Genomic DNA, 17969 nt, shown 5'->3' with positions numbered 1-17969 from the left:
CCTCACCACCCGCCCCTGACGTCGTTGTCGGCCCGCCTCCTACGGGCCGACACGCCACACTGGATCCGACCCCCGCAGAGGAGAACTGACCCGATGCTGACCGCTGAGCAGGTCGCCACAGCGTCCAAGGACACACTCCGCACAGAGGTCCTATGGCTGCTGGCCGAGAACACCCGCCTCACCCGGGAAGCCGCCCAGCAGGTGATATGGGAACGCGAGCGCATCATGCGGGACTGGACTCGCCGAGCCGCGAAACCGCCGGCGGGCACCGAGTGGATGGCGCCCACGAACCGGCTCGCCGCCGATGACGGTCCAGCGTTCGGCGTGCTCCACGTCCGCGACCCCGCCGTGTCGCCGCACCTGGCGCCGCCCACGACCCGCCGCGGACGGTACCTGTCCGGGGATGTGCGGGAGGCTGGCCCCGGCTCCTACATTGGCAAGACGTTGTGCGGAGAGCCGATGATGGCCGATGAGGTCTGGTGCTCAGCACGGGGGAGTCTCCAGCACGCCGTGAACCACGGCAAGACGGGGCCGTGCCGCTGTGTGGAGCTGTGCGGCATGTGCTCCTACCTGTCAGCCTGCCCCACGATCGAGGCCGCCTGGGAGGCGACGTGAGAGCCAAGCGCCCACCCCTGCTGGATCGCGCCCGCTGGTGGTGGATGTTCCGCGACGTCTGGGCCAACGACATCACCCTGGCCGCCTCTGGTGGGCGAGTCTTCCTGGAGATGCACATCCGCTCCCGGTACAAGCGGTGCATCGTGGTGGAGACCACGCCCGACGAACTGCGCCTGCTGGCCGACCAGATCCGCGACATGCTCGACGACCCGGAGAAGATCGATGTCCAACTCTGACGGCGTCCTCGCCGCGATCGACGCCTGTCTTGAGGACTACGACGTCGGCCCCGACGCCATGAGGTGGGCGCCCGACGGGCTGGACCTGACCGCCGAAACAACTGTGCCAAACACAGATCTCCCCGAGTGGCAGTACGTGATCGTCGGGGCAGATCCCGCCGTGGTAGAGGTGCGGCGCTACGGCCAGCCGTGGGGCGCCTACCTGCTCAACAGTTTCCCCGATGGGCCGCGCGAGTACATGGAGCGCACGGTGGCCGAGCATGGCGAAGAGACCGCCTTCTACGTGGACGAGGACGGGTGCCTCCTCGGCATCGAGGCCGTTGGAGCACTGCCCGGAACCGTCATCGCCACCACCAAGGAGACCCTGTGAGCCGCTCCAGGTACGACCGTGAAGCCGTATTCTTCGACCGCCTCCGTGCCCTCGACCAGCACCACCGAGCCTTGAGCGTGGCCCTCGCATGGCTGATCTGCGTCGCCGCGAGCACACTGCTCATGGTTGGTCCCGCCGTGGGCTTGTTCGGCTTCACTGCCGTCGCTGGCCGCGACCCGGTTGGCGCGGAAGTGGCATGGGCCATCGCAGGCGGCAGCATGCTCGTCGGCTCCGCCTTCATGCTGCTGATTGATCGAGGCGCCAAGAAATCGCAGGTGGCATGAATGCGACCTGCGGAAACGCGACACTCGGAATAGATCATCTCAGCTGATCGCTGAGACACGAAAGCGGCCCCCCGATCCCACACGGAGAGCCGCCCGCCAACCTCGTCAGACCCCCGATCCCCAGTGGTCTCCTCTCAGCGTACGACCTTGAGGAGGCCCGCCTTGCCGAGCTACTGGGTTCACAGCGCCCCCGCCGACTACGACCCCGACAGCGACCTGAGGGAATGCGCCCGCGCCGAACGATGCTCCGATGCCCGCCTGGAGACTACGGACGGCAAGACGGTCCGCCGCGGCGCCTTCACCCCCCGCGCCTACTGCGACTCCTGCCGCAGCATCATCGAACGCGCGATCCGAGAACTCCCCGCCTACTGGGGGCGCGTCCACGCCACCCTCGGACAGCGAAGCCAGTCCGCCGGCCCGAAGGTGAGCATCTCCAAGTCCGCACCGATCCCGCTGTCCCTCGCCGCGGACGAGCTGCTGCGTGACATGGCCTCAATGATGGTGTCGTGGTGGGAGCGCGTCGCTGCGGTCGCCCGACTGAAAGCCCCGGACACGGAGGCGTCGCAGAGGCTCGTCTCCTACGACACCGTCCGAGCCGCCTGCTCAGTGCTGGCCGCTCATGTAGACGCCCTGCTCGCCCTGGAAGCCCAACCCATGATGCGGTCGCTGTCCCTACGGGAAGCCGCTGACCTGCCCGCTGGCACCACCGGGCTGGTGCACCGGTCCGCGGAGTACGCCGACGTCCTCCTTGAACTCGACGGCGCCCACGCCGGCCTCGAAGTCCTACAGCTGCACTACCGGTGCCGGAGGCAGATCGGGGAGGTCGATGCAAGCGCCCGCCGGATGCCTACCCCGTGCCGGTGCGGCTTCTCGGAGCTGTTCGAAATCCTCGGCGTCAACGGCGAGTTCAGCGGTGCGCAGTGTCGCCAGTGCGGATCTGAGTACACCGCGGAGACGTACAAGGATCTCGTACACGAGATGGGGGACACCGTCCGCCGGAGCGGTGCGCGGCGCCGTAGGCCGTCAGTGAAGTGGACTGACGACGAGGTGACTAGGCGAGCCTGATAGGGCTCGTTCGGTGGGATGATGGGGCTCTCATGGTTGAGTCCCCTCCCTCCGCTATTGACCTCTTCGGCCTGCGCTCAGCAGGCGAGAGGATCATGTTCTTGCCTGCTGTCTGGCCTGTCGTCATGGACGTCGAGCAGGCCGAACAGCACGCTCAACGTGTGCTGGAGATGGTTGAGAGGATCCGCGCCGGTCAGATCCGGGAAGGTTCCGGCTGCGTCTAACTTGGCTTTGTGGATGCGACCTGTTATAAACGGCATTGATCGTGGAACTGCCAGCCCTTGAACACCTTAGGTGTCAGGGGCTTTTTGCTTGTCGGAGGTGGCCCGGCATGCAGGAGAAGACTGGCGAGCCAATCACCATCCGGGAAGCTGCGGTTCGACTGAACAGGCCAGAGCCCACCGTGCGGGTGTGGGCGTCTCGCCACCACGCCCGGCGGATCCCGTTCAGGCCAGGCAAGACGGCCTGGTACGACTGGAACGACCTGAAGACCATCGCCCGGCAATTGACTCTCGGCCTGCCCGTGCCGAAGTCACCGGAAGAACGCGACGAGATCCGGCTCGCGGTTCGCGCCGGCGCCGCGGCCTAGATTCCCTTAGACATTCCGAGACGCGCTCCTCTGGCGAGGGTGCGCCGGCTCCGCGTGGACTTCCCCGTACGCGCGTCGAGCCTCTGGGGGCTGGTCCTTGCGCGAGGGTGCCAGCCCCCACCAAGAACGCGCACCCTCCCTGGCGGGGTGGGTGTGCCGCGCGTCGCTGAGCAATGTGGAGCCCCCTTCACGCTCGCCGCGCGACTCCGGTACGGCCTGGCCTGAGGGCATGGGGGTGCCCAGCGGACGGTCAGGCCGTACCGGAACAACACCGCGAAACACCCCCGATGGAGAACGCTCATGAAGGTCTACCTAGCCACCAGCGGCACGTACTCCAGCTACCGAGTACACGGCGTGTACGCCCGCCGAGAGGACGCTGAAGCGTACGAATTCAGCGAGAACGTCGATGAGTACGAGCTGCTGGAGAGCCCGCAAGAGGTCCGGTCCTGGCACAGGCTGTTCTGGTACCCAGACAATCCCGAGGGCGAATACGAGCGTGAGGGCTTCTTCATGGGCCCCTACAAGACTCGCAACCCCGACGAGATGATGCCTGTCCGCATGGACTATGACGGCCGCTGGGAGCGGGTCGAACACCGCTGGAAAGGCGGTTACGGCGATCGCGGCTCCGGCGTGCTGGAGGTCCAAGGGTGGGACATTGAGCGCGTCCGGAAGGTGTTCGGGGAACTCCGCGCAGAGTGGCTGAACTGCAAGGCGCTCGGCATGGTGTGGGACCCGCGCGACACGAAGTGGACGCCCGGCGAGGTGGACGCCTGATGCGTATTCAGATCCTTCCCCTGCCTCATGTTGTCGTCGGCGAGGTTGTTGAGCAGCCGTTCGCACTCGTCGTGGACCAGTACGACGCGCCGACCACCGAGGAAGAGTTCGACCTGTGGCAGCACTTCAAGCAGGAGTGCGGAGCCCGCGCGGTGCTCGTGACCCCGGAAACCGTAGAAGTCGTAGACCGGTACGCAGAGCCCGCCGACGTCCAGCCCGCGACCCCGACGATCCTCGACGCCTTCGCACCCAAGGGCACCCCTGACGAGGAGGTCCGGGACTTCGAGGAGTGGGTTCGCCGCCTCGACGAGTTCGACCTGGACCCGGACGGAGACAAGCCGAACACGCCTCTACACGCCCCTGCGCGAGCCCTGATTGACGGGTACCGCAAGACGGTGGAGCACACCCACAAGCTGATACGTGACGGCGGCGACGCTGGCCAGCTTGGCCACTACCTGTGGAGCCACCGCAGAGGCTTGGAAGCGGCGGCGCTCGTCCTCAACTTCACCGTGGAGAACGCCCACGAGAAGGCGTGCGAAGCGCTGGGCTTCGACCCCTACGACGTTCCTAAAGATGCGCCGCATGAGTGCAACGACTGGAGCGGACAGTCGCCGATCTGCCTCGTGTGCAGGCGGGAAAAGACCGAGGGCACCCACCACCGGGAGCAGGCGCCGTGAGGTTCTTCTCTCGCCGTCACCGGGGGAGCCAGGCCGAAGCGCCCACCTCCGTCTACCAGCTGCCAGTCGCCTTCGGATCTTCCCTCTCGTTCTACTGCTTCTGCGGCGGGAGTATGCGCCCGACCGCGCTCGTCTCCGCGACGGAGACCAGCAAGACGTTCCGCATCACGTGCGGAGGCTGCAAGCGCACGCTGGACGTCATCCTCGATGTCGCGGACGCGGTCAAAGCGCTCACCCGCAGCCCTCACCGGGCGCCGTTGCCATGCACCGCCCGGCAGGTCCTCGCCGCCTCCCTCCTGCGAGACGAGATGCTCGCCGAGGAGCCCGACCACGTCGAGACGCTCGTGAAGGGGATCCTGCTCGACCTCGACGAGCACGGGCTAGAGATCGTCCAGAGCGACGCTGAGGTGTTGAGGAGAGCCCGACCAGACCGCCCACCAGGATGGTGAGCCGAGTGGATGGCGGTGAACGAACGATGACTGTCCTGACGCCGAAGAGCGTCCGCGAGGTCGCGGCGTGGATCAAGCTGTGGCGCCCAGACGACCTGGTGGACGTCGAGGTGGCGCCCGAGCCGAGGATCACCGTGCAGACGGCCGGGCGGCCCTTGGTGTACGAGGCCGACTCCATCCGACGCCTCACCCTTGAGTGAGCGATCTGTCTAGCGATCCTCGGATCTGTTGCACAGATCGCCCATCATATTCCCGGTTTCGTTAGAACAAACGAGCGATCTTTCCGCCGGAGAGCGCTCTCTCGCCCAACGAAAAATAGGGGCGCATGGGATAATAGGGGCAGCAGTTCTTCAACATGAAAAACCCCGGCGAGTGCGTCAACACTCCCGGGGACGGCCGATCTATTGAGGAGATCGACAGTGCACCACGGTACTTCGTATGGCCCCGAGGACAACAACCGGGGTTCTCAGCAAGAGCTTCAGCTTCCCGTGCTAGGCGAGTCCTCCTTCGATGCGATCCGTCGCCTCGATGAGCAGGGCGAGTACTGGACTGGGCGCGACCTTCAGCCGCTCATGGACTACGTGCGCTGGGAGAAGTTCGCGGAAGTCATCGAGAAGGCCAAGGCGTCCCTCGCCCTCGTGAAGGGTGCCGATCAGGCCAACCATCACTTCGCCGTTTGGGGGAGTGATGGCGGGCGCTGGGGAAACCAGAAGCTCGACGACTTCCGCTTGACGCGCTTCGGCGCCTACCTCACCGCGATGGCGGGGGATGACACGAAGGAAGCCGTCGCCCGCGCCCGCATCTACTTCGCCGCTCAGACCCGCAAGCAGGAACTCGCCGAGCAGGCTGCGCTTGTCCCCGGACCCCGTTCTTCCATGGACCTCGACAGCATCGACGAGTTGGAGCGGCTGAACCGCGCGTTCGGTCAGGCCATCGCGATCGCCAAGCACGCGACCGCCCGCGCCGAGGTCGCCGAGGCTCGCGCCGACGAGTTCGAGTCTGGCCATGCTCAGGCTGAGCTGTACGCCTCCGCTGATGGCCTGACCGCGAAGCGCGCCTTCGCCCGGGACGTTCAGCAGTGGTGCGCGCCCCGCAAGATCAAGGTCACGCAGCAGCAGGTGTTCAACTTCCTCGGACACATCGGGCTGATCATTCGCTCGGCTGGCAGCGAGCACGACCAAGCCACCGCCCAGGCGATCAAGGACCTGCGAGCGGAAAACGCGACCAAGAAGGTCGAGATGCCTGACGGCACGATCCTCAAGGTCAAGTACGGCAAGCTCACGTCCAAGGGCGAGAAGTACGCGTGGGACCGGATCTACAAGGCGATCGGTGAGCACGGCACCTTGGACCTTGACGTGATCAAGGGTGTAGTCGTTGTTCGCTGATCGGCTCAACGCTTTCTGACGTCAGGAAGCGTGCAGGTAGGGACCATTTCGTTGCTGTCAACGGAATGGTCCCGCCCACGCTCTTCGGCTCGCTCCGTTGTCCACGGGGGAGCGAGCCGAGCAACACCCGGGCGGGCGGCTTCGGCCTCCTCATTCGAGACGCGGCCTCCTGGGCCGCCCGCCTGGCACCACCACCGAACCCATGGAGCTTCATGACACCCGAGGGCACCGCCGGAGACGATGACTGGAACTGGCCGGATCGCGATTAATCCTTCCTCCGGCCGCCGCCGACCTGCTCACGGAGACCGACCCTGCCCAGATCACGGCGTGCGCCCACTGCGCACACGACCTTTGACCGGGAGGGCCAGTGCCTCTCACGCCTGAGCAGCACGAAGCGGATGCTCAGCTTCGCGCCGCGATCGAAGCGGTCGTGCGGGCGTTCGAGTTGGCGCCAGACCATGAGCTGATCACGGACTACGTCGTCGCCGGGGTCGCTGTGTCGATGGCTGATGAGCATGAGGGTGAGACGCAGATGTTCTGCGCGATGCCCGGCGGGAGCCTCCCGCACTACAAGGTCCTCGGGCTGCTGCGGCAGGCGCAGATCTTCTACGAGAACGACATCTGACCCCCGACCCCCTGGAGATCTCCATGAGCCAGCGTGTTCCCCAGGTGAGCGACCTCGTTCACTACACGTCGTACGGCACGCCCAATGGCGAGTACCCGAGCGTCTGCCGCGCTGCCGTGGTCACTGAGGTGCCCCCGCATTCCGTCGGCGTGGGCGAGGCCGACGGCTGGACCGTCAGTCTGTGCGTGCTCAACCCCGAGGGCATGTTCTTCAACCGCGCTGTTCAGCAGTCCGATGGCGCGGAGACTCCCGGTTCGCCCGAGTGCCCCAATGCCTGGTCGCACGGCAACCCGTTCCGCTACTGCGCATGCGGGTGGATCGAGGCGTCGCACCGTGGCGGCACCTGGCATTGGCCTGAGCGCGTCTGACCTTCCCCCTTCCCGTCCCCCAGGGAGTACGCCCATGACCGCCGAGAGCCCGATCGTCGCGTTCCTTAAGGCGCGCTGGGACGAGATCAGTCCTGATGACGTCCATCACCGCCACGAGTGCGACTTCCGCCAACTGGAGTTCTTCGGGGACTGTAGCTGTCGAGTCCCAGAGTTAACCCGCCGCGACATCGAGTCCAAGCGGCGCCTTTTGGAGGACATGGTTCCGGTCCTCGATGACCTCGAAGATCTCACCGGGAGCGAAGGCCAAGCCGCCCGCCACCCTCGTCGGCCCGGCGAGCACCTGTCGGAGGACCGGGAAGCCACCCTCTACTTCCTCAAACTGCTCGCCCGCCCGTTCTTCGATCACTCGGACTTCGACCCGGCATGGGGCACCGACTGATTGTCGGCGCCCACCCCTAGCTTTCCCTCTCGCGCTCCGCCCGCCTTCGCCTCTGCCAGTACGTCTCTGGCACGAGGTTGAGATCTTGGTCGAAGACCCACTGCCCGTCTGGTGCGGGTTCTGGCTGATACCCGGATCCAAAGTCTCGGAGAAGGCTCACCCCGTCTCCGGCAGGCTCCTGCTCGCCGATGCCGTCCGCGTCGAGATCGCTCATGCCCTCATCATCGCCCAGAGCCGCGCTCCTGACCTGACCACCACCTGAAGGGCCGTCCACCGGACGGCCCTTTCCGTATGCCCGTAGGAGGTTTCGCCATGCCGTTCAACATCGCGGCGAAGAACGTCATGCTCGATGCCCTCGACGAGTCCGCAACCCAGATAACGCACATCGGCGCCCACACGGTCACGGATCCCGGAACAGGCGCCGACGCCAACTCTGGTGAGGCCACGGGCGGCTCCTACGCCCGCCAGGCCGTCACCTGGGCTGCTGCCTCCGGGGGGCAGAAGTCGAACTCCGGCGCCCTGTCCATCCCGGTCCCCGCGGGCAGCTATGCGTTCCTGACGTTCTGGAATGCCTCGACGGCGAACTCCGGCAACTACCGCGGCTACGCCCCCATCAACTCCACGGTGAAGGGCTTCGGAACGGTCGACACGGCGGGCATCACCTCCGACGCCATCCAATCCGCCGGCCACGGCCTCGCCGACGGCGACCGCGTCATGGTGTTCAACGTCCTCGGCGAGAGCCTCCCAACCGGGCTGACCGAGGGCACCATCTACTACGTCGTGTCCGCCACAACCGACACGTTCGACGTGTCCGCCACCCTGGGTGGCTCCTCCGTCAACGTGACGGGGCAGGGCGAGCTGTTCTTCCAGAAGGTCATCCCAGAGACGTTTGGCGCGGACGGCACCATCACCGTCGCCATCGACGCCCTGGTGCTCGACAACACTGGCATCTAGCGCCACCCCCATCACCAGCCACACCACACCCTCGAAGGACGCTCTGTGTCGTTGCCGCGCATCCGCCGCCTCGCCATCGCCGCCGTACTGGTGCTCATCGTCTCCGCCGTCGCCTCGCCGAGCCCCGCTCGCGCGGACTCGGAGTGCCCGCCGCCGACCGTCACCGTGGCCACGCCCGGCCAGCTCGCCGCCGCGCTGGCCGCCGCCCAGCCGGGCGACGTGATCAGCGTGGAGGATGGCACCTACGACGGGAACTGGACCGCGACCACCCCGGGCACGGCTGAGGAGCCGATCTGGCTGTGCGGGTCCTCGGCGGCTGTCCTCACCAACGACGGGATCACCGGCGGGTACGGGCTGCACCTGGACGGTGCGGATTGGTGGCACCTGTACGGCTTCACGGTCGCCGACGCGCAGAAGGGCGTCATCGTCGACGCCGCCGAGCAGGTGACCGTTGAGGGGCTGACCGTCCACGGTGTCGGCGACGAAGGCATCCACCTGCGCACCCACACCGTCGACAGCCTCGTCACCGGCAACACGATCCACGACACCGGGAACCGCAGGGAAAAGTTCGGCGAGGGCGTCTACATCGGCAGTTCGGACGCGAACTGGGGTGTGCTGACCGGCGGGCAGCCCGACCGCTCCGACCGCAACACCATCGTCGGCAACACGATCTACGACACGACCGCCGAAGCGATCGACATCAAGGAGGGCACGTCGGACGGCGTCGTGTCCGGCAACGTCATGGACGGGGCCGGCCAGACCGAGGAAGGCGCCGACTCATGGGTGGATGCCAAAGGCAACAGCTGGACCATCGTCGGCAACACCGGCACCCACAGCCTGCTCAACGGATATGAAACCCACCACCGCAACCTCACCAAGAACGGGCTCGGCAACTGGGGCCTGAACAACGTCTTCACCGGCAACGTCGCCGACGTGCAGGGGCCGGGCCGCGGCTTCTACGTCCACGACCCCTCCACCACCGGAAACGTCGTGCACTGCGACAACACAGTCACAGGTGCGGCACTCGGGTACGCCAATCTCACCTGCGCTCCCTGACCCTTCGCTAGGAGCCGGTCGGAGTGGTTGCGCCCGCGACCTGAGGTGTGAGGGGGCATGACGTGGCCGCCCCTACCTTCCGCGCCGCAGGCCTCGGCGGCACCTCCACCACCACCTCCACAACGATCGCCAAACCGCCCGGGACCGCCACCGGCGACACCCTGTACGCCCTGGTCGGCAACGGCGGCGCCTCGACCGCGCCGACCACGGTGCCGTCCGGGTGGGAGCTCGTCGCCTCTGGCTCGATCTCGACGACGTTCTGGGCGGGCGTCTATGAGCACAAGGTCACCGACGGCACCACCGAGCCATCGGGCTACACCTGGTCAGGGTTCACGGACTCGTGCGCCGGGTCGATGGTCGGCGTCATCGGCGCCGACACCACCACTCCGGTCCACGCCTCCCGCGCCCAGGCCACCGCCGACGGCCACCCTGCCTGCGCGAGCATCACGACCACGGCGGCGGACTGCCTGATCGTCGCCGCCGTGGCCACCGACGACAACCAGCTCGTGGGCGACGTGTCGTGGGCGTGCGCCACCAACCCCACCAGCCTGACCGAGCGCACGGACCTGCTGTCGTCCGGCGGAGCCGACGCTGCGTCCGCCATCGCCACCGCCCCCCAAACCGTCACCGGGGCGACCGGGAATTTCACGGCGACGCTGGCCGGGTCACGCGACAACGTGTCGTTCCTCCTCGCGATCCAGCCTCCTCAGGCCGGCGGTGGCGGGACCGCTGTCACCGCCTCCGCCCGGTCGGCCGCCACGACGTCCGCCACGGTGGCCAAAACCGTCAGCGCCACCACGGCCTGCTCCGCCGCCGCCGCGGCGGCCGTCGCCGTATCCAAGACCGTCAACGTCACCGCGGTCTGCTCAGCAGGTACGGTCGGCCGCGCCTCGGCGTCCAAGAGCGTCCCCGCGGCGGGGGCGAGCACGACGGCCGTCGTAACGTCCGTTGTAGCCGCCAAGCAGGCGCCGGCCACCGGCGCGAGCACGGCTACGGCGACAGCGACGGCGACAGCGGCGAAGTCGGCCCCCGCGTCCAGCCGGTCCGTTGCGGCGACCGGGGCGTCTTCGTCGGCCACCAAGAGCGCGACCGCGGCGGGCGCCGCCACCTCGACCGCGACTGCCCACGCATCGGCGTCGAAGTCAGCCACCGGCACAGGCGTCGCCTCCACCCTGGCGCTCCCCTACGGCACGGCAGCCAAGTCAGCGCCCACGTCTGGGGCGTCCTATACGGCGGCGTGGGCGTACTACTCCCAAGTCGACTCCAGATCCGTCACCGCATCCTGCACCGCAGCCGTACACGCGTACGGGGCCGCGTCCAAGACGGCCACCGCGTCCGGGATGTCCCCGACCGCCGCATGGGCATACGGAACCGCCGGGAAGACCATCCCGGCGACCGGAACCTGCTTCGCCCCGCCTGCCGCCTACTCCACCACGGCCAAGACCGCCCACGCCGCACCGCGCACCTACGTCGCCGCCGCGGCCAGGAGCGTCACAGTCAAGCATGCAGCTGCTACGGGCTCCTGCTACGGCCTGGCCTACGGCCACCATTCGCAGATCATCAGCCGCCCTGTGACCGCCTGGTGCTGCACTCTGAGCGCGCCCACCGCGCAGGCGGCCAAGACCCTCCCTGCCACCAGCCGGGCCCACACAATCCCGTACAGCCACGCCACGGCCGCACACCTGGCCGCAGCCCACGCCACCGCCACCGCCACGCCCTGGGCGGCCGGCAGCACCGGCAAGACCGCCTCGGCCACCAGCCGGGCCGTCCTGGCCGTAGCCGCCGCGGCGACCGCGCGCCGGGTCTCACATGCGACCGGCACCAGCTACGTCCTCGCTTTCGCCCGCGCCGTCCTCGCTAACCCCGACGAGGGCAACGGTGACATCACCATCCGCCTCGGCGCATCCCGCCGAGCCTGGTCTACGGCCACCTCACGCAGGGCATGGGCTGGCCGCTCGACTCGCGGTTGGTCCGCCGACAGTCAGTAAGGGGGAGCGGTGGCGATCGAGCACTACCCGCGTGAGACGTCGGAGTATCTGCCCGTCGTCGTCGACGGAGACGAAGACCTCAACACGCTGGTGGTGGAGATGTCCGTCGTCGCGTACGGGATCCGCCCCACGATGTGGGTGTCCGCCCAGTGGGATGTCGACGACGACGGCGCGACGATTGCGAAGGTGAAGATCGGGCCGGGCAGCTCGTTCGACTTCAGTGCGTCGCCGGGCACGAAGGTGCCGTGGGTGCGGGTCACCACCTCCGACGAGGTGCCCGTCCTTGAGGGCGATCCGATCCAGATCACTTGATCTGGGCTCCTCGATACCCCATTTCGTCACTCTCGGTATAACTTCTAACGGGCGGGATAAACCGAGGTGGCTACCGTCCGTAGTTTTGCCAGCAAACGGAGATCAGCATGAGCATCCCCGACATCTTCACGCTCCTCGCGCTCGTCCTCTTCGGCGCCGCTTCCGTCGTCGCTGTCATCCATAAGTCGTGGGTCGCCGCGCTGTTCTGCGCTGGGGTGTTCTGCCTCGTTCTCGCGGGCGCCGGTCTCATCGACACCTAGGACTGCTGATCGCCGGGGATTTGGTTCTTCGTAGATTGCTGAGCTATAGCCCGGCGAAGCGGCCCCATCGTCGAGCGCCTGAGATCTGCTCGCACCACGCAACCGCATCGCTCCACCAGAAGCTCAAGAAGCTCCGAATAGTTGGGCAGACCTTCCAGTCGCCCCCGAGTGCCCACGAATTGCATGATGGCGCGGCGAAGACCCCTATCGGTCACTCGTACAGCCAACCGTGAAATCTCGTCGTTGAGCTCCCCCTCTTCCTGTTCCCGCACCATGAAAGAGCGCCGATCTTGCCGCTCGTGCGGATTCATCATGGTGTCCAGATTGTGCGCCGACCGCATCCGGCTGAACACCACGATCAACTCCTCGCACGCTGCGACCGCTGCTTCACGCCGCCGCAGCCGGGCTTGAGCCCGCGCCGCGTACATCTGACCGAGCAGCCCGCCGATCGTCGCGAGCACACCGCCGATGATCACACCAATCAGTTCTGCTGACACGTCTCCACTATCCGCCGCACAGCAGAACACGCCAGCCGAATGAGGCGTTTGCCTCATCAAGAACCCTCCGGCCAGCTACCGGAGGTAGAGGACCCCGAGCCTTCCCGGACCCGGGGTCCTCGCCCATCCGGGAGACCTCATGAATCAGCGCAAGCTCAGCATCTTCGGCGGACCCCGCCAGCTCGGGACGCCTCATGAACGATGAGAACCTCCAAGCTGAGATCGCCCGCCTCCGAGCCGGTGAAGCCGACACCCCGCCCCCCGAGGGCACCACACCAACCCCCGCCCAATGGATCCGCCTTTGGAACGACCTCCCAGCAGAGCAGCGTCTCAAGTGGGCGGAACGCATCCTCGGCAATGCCGAACAGGCAAGCCGTTGTTTCCTCATGAACCACGACGTCGAGATAGAGGAACTTCACGAGCGCCTCGAAGTGGCCTCACGCCGTCTGACGGATGCGCGCCCCAAGCCCACCTCGAAGTCCAAGCGGGCAGCGGTCACGGGTGAACCGCGTATGTTCGCCAACGAGATCCAAGCCATCCTCAACGACTTGGGGCTGACCCACGTCGTCGCGAAGATAAGCGCCACCACACGCCCCGAGCCTGACTCTCACAACGCCATGGTCTTCCTCTCCGACCAGGCCACAGAGGACACCACCAATCAGCTGGTAGGCGCCTTCACGGAACGAGGCTGGGCCGCATCTCCCACCCGCAGCAACACGAAGATCTACGTCTACGTCCGGCGCGTACCGGATGAGATCTCTGCCCCATCCGGGGAGACGCCGTGACCTCCACCTCCGACGATCTCCGCAGTGACGTCGAGACAACACGCGCTGCGATGAACGATCTACTGATCTCGCTTCGGGCAACCGGCTGCATCGAGGACGAATCTGCCGCGTCTGCCTCGGATCACACCTTCCCGACACGGCCATCAACCACCCGGTGCACCCATGACAGTGCCGTTCCGGTCCGCTCGGTCGTTGATGACGCACTCCTCGCCGCACTCTGTCCCGACTGTGGCGAGCAGCTACCCGCAGAGTGGCTCACCTGCGAGCACCTCTACGAATCCGGTGTGGACATCACTGGTCTCGGCGAGATCCCTGGCCGAAGATCCTGCAACGAGTGCGGCGTCACCTACTGGCCACCACCACACCGCCCCTCGACGGACACACACGACGGGGAGGCCAAGCCATGACGACCACCCCCGGCGATCCCTCGACCAAGGGAACCGCCAAGGCCAAAGGAACACGCGGCGGCACACGTGGCGGCAGAGGGCGCTTCGAGCGCAGCCTAGAAACCGCCACTCGGGATGCCGAAGCCGCACGTCTCCGTACCCGTGGTCTCACGTACCGGCAGATCGCTGACGAGCTCGGTATGGCAGGCCCAGGCAAGGCGCACGAAGCCGTTCGCCGAGTGCTCGCGGAGACGACGCAAGAAGCCGCCGACGATCTCCGCATGGTCGAGCTGGAGCGTCTCGACGAGATGTATCAGGCGGCACTGAAGGTGCTGGAGACCGAGCATTACGCCGTTTCACACGGCCGCGTGATCTACCTGGAAGAGGGCGGTCCGCCGCTCACAGACGACGGGCCAGTTCTCGCGGCCATCGACCGCCTGCTGAAGGTTCAGGAGCGACGGGCGAAGCTGCTCGGCCTGGACGCGCCGACGAAGGCCAACGTCACTGTCTCGGACGCGATCACCACAGAAATCGAGCGCCTCGCCGCCCAGCTCGGCATCGCCGACGAGGCGCCGGAGATGTCGGAGACGTAACCCCCCGCGAGGTGCCCATGACCGTTGCGACATTGCCTCGCGGCTGGCAGGACTGGCCGGTGGCTGCGCAAGAGCGACTGCTGGCGGCTCTGCGGAACGCGGCGCTGAACAAGCTGGGCCATCTCAGGCCGCGGTGGGGAACGCCGGGCGAGCTGGCGAAGGCGCTTGACCCCAAGACCAGGCAGACCCCCGCTCTTGACCTGATCGACGCCGAACTGGTCCGGCTGCTCGATACCCCTGATGGCCGGCTGGTCATCTCCATGCCGCCCCAGGAAGGAAAATCCCAGAGGGTCTCCCGCCGGTTCCCTCTCTGGGCCCTCACCCAGCGCCCCGACACCCGCATCGCCATCGCGTCCTACGAGCACGGTGTGGCCCGCCGGTGGGGCCGTGCGATCCGTGACGACATCACCGTCCACGGCGCCGAGCTCGGCCTGACGGTCCGCGATGACCTGTCCGCTCAGCACGAGTGGCAACTCGCCGGCCAAGAGGGCGGCGTTTATGCGGCAGGCATTGGCGGGGCTCTGACTGGCCGCCCGGTTGACCTGATGCTCATTGATGATCCGATCAAGGACCGCGCTCAGGCTGACTCGCCGACCTACCGGGAACGGGCGTGGGACTGGTGGACTGACGTCGCCGCGACCCGCCTTGCCCCCGGCGCTCCCGTGGTCTTGATTCTCACGCGCTGGCACGAAGACGACCTCGCCGGTCGTCTCCTCGCCGCAGAGGACGGCCAGCTGTGGCGGGTCGTGAACATCCCCGCCCAGGCCGACCACGACCCGGCCAAGGGGGAGACAGACCCGCTCGGCCGCGCGCCGGGCGAGTTCATGGTTTCCGCCCGGGGCCGCACCAAGAAGCAGTGGGAAGCCATCAAGGTCCGCTCCGGATCCCGCACTTGGGCGAGCCTCTACCAGGGCCGCCCCGCCCCGGCGGCCGGCGATATCTTCTTGCGCGAGTGGTGGCAGGAGTACCACGGGCAGCGGTGGATCGTCCGCCCTGACGGCTCTCACTGGGTTGCGGGCGCTGATGAGGTTGCCATGTCGTGGGACATGGCGTTCAAAGCCACCGACGGCTCTGACTACGTCGTCGGCCAGGTGTGGGCCAGGTACGGGCTGGAGCTGTTCCTTCTCGACCAGGTCCACGCCCGACTGTCGTTCACCGAGACCTGTGCTGAACTCCGGCAAATGGCCGCGAAGTGGCCGCAAGCGTCCGCGAAGTACGTGGAAGACAAAGCCAACGGCACCGCGGTCATCAACTCGCTGTCCCGCCAGGTGCCCGGCCTGATCCCGGTCGAGCCTGACGGGTCGAAGGAGTCGCGGGCCCGCGCGGTCACCCCGTTCATCGAGGGCGGCTCCGTCTACCTGCCAAGTCCGGAGGTCGCGCCGTGGATCGGCGACTTTCTCCAGGAGCACAGCGGGTTTCCGAACGGCTCCCACGATGACCAGGTGGACGCCTGCACGCAGGCGATCAACCGGATGCTGCTCGCCCCGATCCTGTCCGGCTTGCTGATCATCGATTCCGATGACCTCGATGATGGCCTGGGCGGATACGAGATATCTCCGTATTAGCTGCTTGAGGAGGCGTTGTGGGCTTTGCCGCCTCCCTGCGAGAGTCGTTCACCGCTCCGGTCCGGGAAACCTGGTACCGGGCTACCGGGCGGGCTGAGCAAGCGGAGATCCTTCGGCAGGAACGCGCCACTGTGGAGCACCTGCAGGAGTCGATAGCTGACCTCGAAAACCGGATGAACGAGCCAGGCTGGCAGCACCTGACCTCGATGGCTGACCAGGAGTTCTCCCGTGAGGGGTTGCGGCAGATCACCGCCGTAGTCCGGGTCATGGCCTTGAAGAACACCCTGATCAAGCGGGGTCTCGCGCTGCGCACGGCGTACGTGTGGGGCCAGGGCGTGCAGATCAGCGCGAGGGCCAATGGTAAGCAGCGCAAGGGCAAAGCTGTCCGCGCTGGCCAGGACGTCAACGCGGTCGTACAGGAGTTCCTCGCCGACGACGGCAACCGGCGGACCCTCACGGGCAGCCAAGCGTCCGAGGAGAACGAGCGGGCACTCGGCACCGATGGAAACCTGTTCTTTGCCCTGTTCACCTTGCCGGTGACAGGGAAGGTGCGGGCTCGGTCGATCCCCTGGGATGAGATCGCCGACGTCATCACCAACCCGCGTGACAGCAGCGAGGTCTGGTTCTACAAGCGGGTCTGGTACGAGTCCGCTGCCGATGAGATCCTCGGCGGCTACTCGGCGAACCTGCGCACCGCCTACTATCCGGCGCTCGGCTACCGGCCTGCCCACCGCCCGAAGGCCGTCCCAGGGCAGCTCGGCGGCGACGCCACCATCTACTGGGACGCACCGGTCTACCACGTCAAGGTCGGCGGTCTGAAGGGCTGGAAGTACGGGGTTCCCGACGCGTATGCGGCGATCGACTGGGCTCAGGCGTACAAGGAGTTTTTGACCGACTGGGCAAGGCTGATCAAATCCTTGTCCCGTTTCGCGTGGAAGCTCACCTCGAAGGGCAGCAGGCAGGCCGCGGCCCGGTCCCGCATCGCTGCTGGACCCGCCGCCGACCGGTATTCGGGGGAGCCGCAGCACGCCGGCGCGACCGCACTCATGACGCCCGACATGGCGTTGGAGGCCGTGCCTAAGAGCGGTGCCACGATCGACTCCGACTCGGGTCGGCCGCTCGCCGCGATGGTCGCCGCTGGCCTGGATGTGCCGGTGACGATGTTGCTCGGCGATCCCGGCACCACCGGAGCCCGAGCGACCGCGGAGACACTCGACACGCCGACTGAGCGCACCATGGAGCTCCGCCGCGGCGTGTGGACCGAGATGTACCGGGCGATCCTCACCTACGTCATCCACGAAGCCGTGCGAGCACCCAAGGGAGCGCTGAAAGGCGCGATCACCCGAGACGAGACCGGCCGCGAAACCATCACCCTGGACGGCGACACCGAGCAGACCCTCGAAATCTCGTGGCCCGACATCGACGACGTCGACGTCACCGTCTTAGTGAAGGCCATCACCGAAGCAGACGGCCCCCAGTACCTGCCGCCGCTCGTCGTGGCGCGTCTCCTGCTGGAGGCGTTGGGGGTGGAGGACATCGACGAGATCCTCGACGAATTGACGACAGAGGACGGGGCCTTCATTCCGCCAGGGGAGAGCGCCGGGCAAGCCGCGGTGGACGCATTCCGCAACGGCGGAGATCCGGCGGCGCTCCTCGCGGGCGAATCCCCTGATGAGGTCGTCGACGAGGAACCCGTAGACGAAGAGCTGGAACCAGCCGAGGCGTAGGCGGGGGTG

25 protein-coding genes are annotated in these 17969 nt (G+C 66.9%); 24 read left to right on the top strand and 1 reads right to left on the bottom strand.

Annotated features, from left to right (window positions below; genetic code table 11):
• The first annotated feature begins 93 nt into the window (after nucleotides 1–93).
• From OG884_RS05950 to OG884_RS05855, 20 genes are all read left to right on the top strand, one after another.
• Nucleotides 94–615, top strand: a complete 522-nt coding sequence (locus OG884_RS05950; RefSeq protein WP_326642942.1) for a hypothetical protein — start codon at nucleotides 94–96, stop codon at nucleotides 613–615.
• Nucleotides 612–851, top strand: coding sequence for a hypothetical protein (locus OG884_RS05945; RefSeq protein WP_326642940.1), 240 nt, complete (start codon nucleotides 612–614; stop codon nucleotides 849–851). Before OG884_RS05950 ends, OG884_RS05945 begins: the two co-directional genes overlap by 4 nt.
• Nucleotides 838–1221, top strand: a complete 384-nt coding sequence (locus tag OG884_RS05940) for a hypothetical protein (RefSeq protein WP_326642938.1) — start codon at nucleotides 838–840, stop codon at nucleotides 1219–1221. Before OG884_RS05945 ends, OG884_RS05940 begins: the two co-directional genes overlap by 14 nt.
• The gene (locus OG884_RS05935; RefSeq protein ID WP_326642936.1) at nucleotides 1218–1505 is read left to right on the top strand and encodes a hypothetical protein; all 288 of its coding nucleotides are present in this window, start codon (nucleotides 1218–1220) and stop codon (nucleotides 1503–1505) included. Before OG884_RS05940 ends, OG884_RS05935 begins: the two co-directional genes overlap by 4 nt.
• A 162-nt stretch (nucleotides 1506–1667) precedes the next feature.
• Nucleotides 1668–2570, top strand: a complete 903-nt coding sequence (locus OG884_RS05930; protein WP_326642934.1) for a hypothetical protein — start codon at nucleotides 1668–1670, stop codon at nucleotides 2568–2570.
• A 331-nt stretch (nucleotides 2571–2901) separates the two neighbouring features.
• Nucleotides 2902–3159 carry a hypothetical protein gene (locus OG884_RS05925; RefSeq protein ID WP_326642932.1) on the top strand — a complete coding sequence of 86 codons (258 nt, stop codon included), beginning with the start codon at nucleotides 2902–2904 and terminating at the stop codon, nucleotides 3157–3159.
• 300 nt (nucleotides 3160–3459) lie between these two features.
• The gene (locus OG884_RS05920) at nucleotides 3460–3933 is read left to right on the top strand and encodes a hypothetical protein (RefSeq protein WP_326642930.1); all 474 of its coding nucleotides are present in this window, start codon (nucleotides 3460–3462) and stop codon (nucleotides 3931–3933) included.
• Nucleotides 3933–4610, top strand: coding sequence for a hypothetical protein (locus tag OG884_RS05915; RefSeq protein WP_326642928.1), 678 nt, complete (start codon nucleotides 3933–3935; stop codon nucleotides 4608–4610). Before OG884_RS05920 ends, OG884_RS05915 begins: the two co-directional genes overlap by 1 nt.
• A gap of 113 nt (nucleotides 4611–4723) precedes the next feature.
• Complete coding sequence (locus tag OG884_RS05910) at nucleotides 4724–5059, top strand: hypothetical protein (RefSeq protein ID WP_326642926.1); 336 nt, start codon at nucleotides 4724–4726, stop codon at nucleotides 5057–5059.
• Between the two features lie 26 nt (nucleotides 5060–5085).
• Nucleotides 5086–5259 (top strand): hypothetical protein, encoded by a 174-nt coding sequence (locus OG884_RS05905; protein ID WP_326642924.1) that lies wholly within the window; start codon nucleotides 5086–5088, stop codon nucleotides 5257–5259.
• A 219-nt stretch (nucleotides 5260–5478) separates the two neighbouring features.
• A complete protein-coding gene (locus OG884_RS05900; RefSeq protein ID WP_326642922.1) occupies nucleotides 5479–6444 on the top strand; it encodes a phage antirepressor KilAC domain-containing protein in 966 nt (321 codons plus the stop codon).
• A gap of 367 nt (nucleotides 6445–6811) precedes the next feature.
• Nucleotides 6812–7069: a hypothetical protein gene (locus OG884_RS05895; protein WP_326642921.1), complete on the top strand. Its 258-nt coding sequence runs from the start codon at nucleotides 6812–6814 to the stop codon at nucleotides 7067–7069.
• 23 nt (nucleotides 7070–7092) lie between these two features.
• Nucleotides 7093–7437: a hypothetical protein gene (locus OG884_RS05890; protein WP_326642919.1), complete on the top strand. Its 345-nt coding sequence runs from the start codon at nucleotides 7093–7095 to the stop codon at nucleotides 7435–7437.
• 34 nt (nucleotides 7438–7471) lie between these two features.
• Nucleotides 7472–7837: a DUF6221 family protein gene (locus OG884_RS05885; RefSeq protein WP_326642916.1), complete on the top strand. Its 366-nt coding sequence runs from the start codon at nucleotides 7472–7474 to the stop codon at nucleotides 7835–7837.
• Between the two features lie 85 nt (nucleotides 7838–7922).
• The gene (locus tag OG884_RS05880) at nucleotides 7923–8099 is read left to right on the top strand and encodes a hypothetical protein (protein ID WP_326642915.1); all 177 of its coding nucleotides are present in this window, start codon (nucleotides 7923–7925) and stop codon (nucleotides 8097–8099) included.
• 50 nt (nucleotides 8100–8149) lie between these two features.
• Nucleotides 8150–8791 carry a phage tail fiber protein gene (locus OG884_RS05875; RefSeq protein WP_326642913.1) on the top strand — a complete coding sequence of 214 codons (642 nt, stop codon included), beginning with the start codon at nucleotides 8150–8152 and terminating at the stop codon, nucleotides 8789–8791.
• 45 nt (nucleotides 8792–8836) lie between these two features.
• Nucleotides 8837–9847 carry a right-handed parallel beta-helix repeat-containing protein gene (locus OG884_RS05870; RefSeq protein ID WP_326642911.1) on the top strand — a complete coding sequence of 337 codons (1011 nt, stop codon included), beginning with the start codon at nucleotides 8837–8839 and terminating at the stop codon, nucleotides 9845–9847.
• A gap of 62 nt (nucleotides 9848–9909) precedes the next feature.
• Nucleotides 9910–11835, top strand: a complete 1926-nt coding sequence (locus tag OG884_RS05865; protein WP_326642909.1) for a hypothetical protein — start codon at nucleotides 9910–9912, stop codon at nucleotides 11833–11835.
• A gap of 9 nt (nucleotides 11836–11844) precedes the next feature.
• Nucleotides 11845–12147, top strand: a complete 303-nt coding sequence (locus OG884_RS05860; RefSeq protein WP_326642907.1) for a hypothetical protein — start codon at nucleotides 11845–11847, stop codon at nucleotides 12145–12147.
• Nucleotides 12148–12254: 107 nt separating this feature from the next.
• Nucleotides 12255–12407, top strand: coding sequence for a hypothetical protein (locus OG884_RS05855; RefSeq protein ID WP_326642906.1), 153 nt, complete (start codon nucleotides 12255–12257; stop codon nucleotides 12405–12407).
• Here the strand turns inward: OG884_RS05855 and OG884_RS05850 are convergent.
• On the bottom strand, nucleotides 12404–12904 hold the full coding sequence (locus OG884_RS05850; protein WP_326642904.1) for a hypothetical protein: 501 nt from the start codon (nucleotides 12902–12904) through the stop codon (nucleotides 12404–12406). The genes OG884_RS05855 and OG884_RS05850 overlap by 4 nt on opposite strands.
• Before the next feature lie 194 nt (nucleotides 12905–13098).
• Here OG884_RS05850 and OG884_RS05845 point away from each other — a divergent pair, with 194 nt between their 5' ends.
• The 4 genes from OG884_RS05845 to OG884_RS05830 all read left to right on the top strand — a co-directional run bounded on the left by OG884_RS05845 (nucleotide 13099) and on the right by OG884_RS05830 (nucleotide 17960).
• Nucleotides 13099–13689 carry a hypothetical protein gene (locus OG884_RS05845; RefSeq protein ID WP_326642902.1) on the top strand — a complete coding sequence of 197 codons (591 nt, stop codon included), beginning with the start codon at nucleotides 13099–13101 and terminating at the stop codon, nucleotides 13687–13689.
• A 403-nt stretch (nucleotides 13690–14092) separates the two neighbouring features.
• Nucleotides 14093–14668, top strand: coding sequence for a hypothetical protein (locus tag OG884_RS05840; protein WP_326642900.1), 576 nt, complete (start codon nucleotides 14093–14095; stop codon nucleotides 14666–14668).
• A 17-nt stretch (nucleotides 14669–14685) separates the two neighbouring features.
• A complete protein-coding gene (terL, locus tag OG884_RS05835; protein WP_326642898.1) occupies nucleotides 14686–16233 on the top strand; it encodes a phage terminase large subunit in 1548 nt (515 codons plus the stop codon).
• Nucleotides 16234–16250: 17 nt separating this feature from the next.
• Nucleotides 16251–17960, top strand: a complete 1710-nt coding sequence (locus tag OG884_RS05830) for a hypothetical protein (protein WP_326642894.1) — start codon at nucleotides 16251–16253, stop codon at nucleotides 17958–17960.
• Nucleotides 17961–17969: the final 9 nt, after the last annotated feature.

The organism is Streptosporangium sp. NBC_01755 (assembly GCF_035917995.1).
In the GTDB taxonomy this organism is placed as follows: Bacteria; Actinomycetota; Actinomycetes; order Streptosporangiales; family Streptosporangiaceae; genus Streptosporangium.
This window is presented reverse-complemented; position numbering and strand designations above follow the sequence as displayed.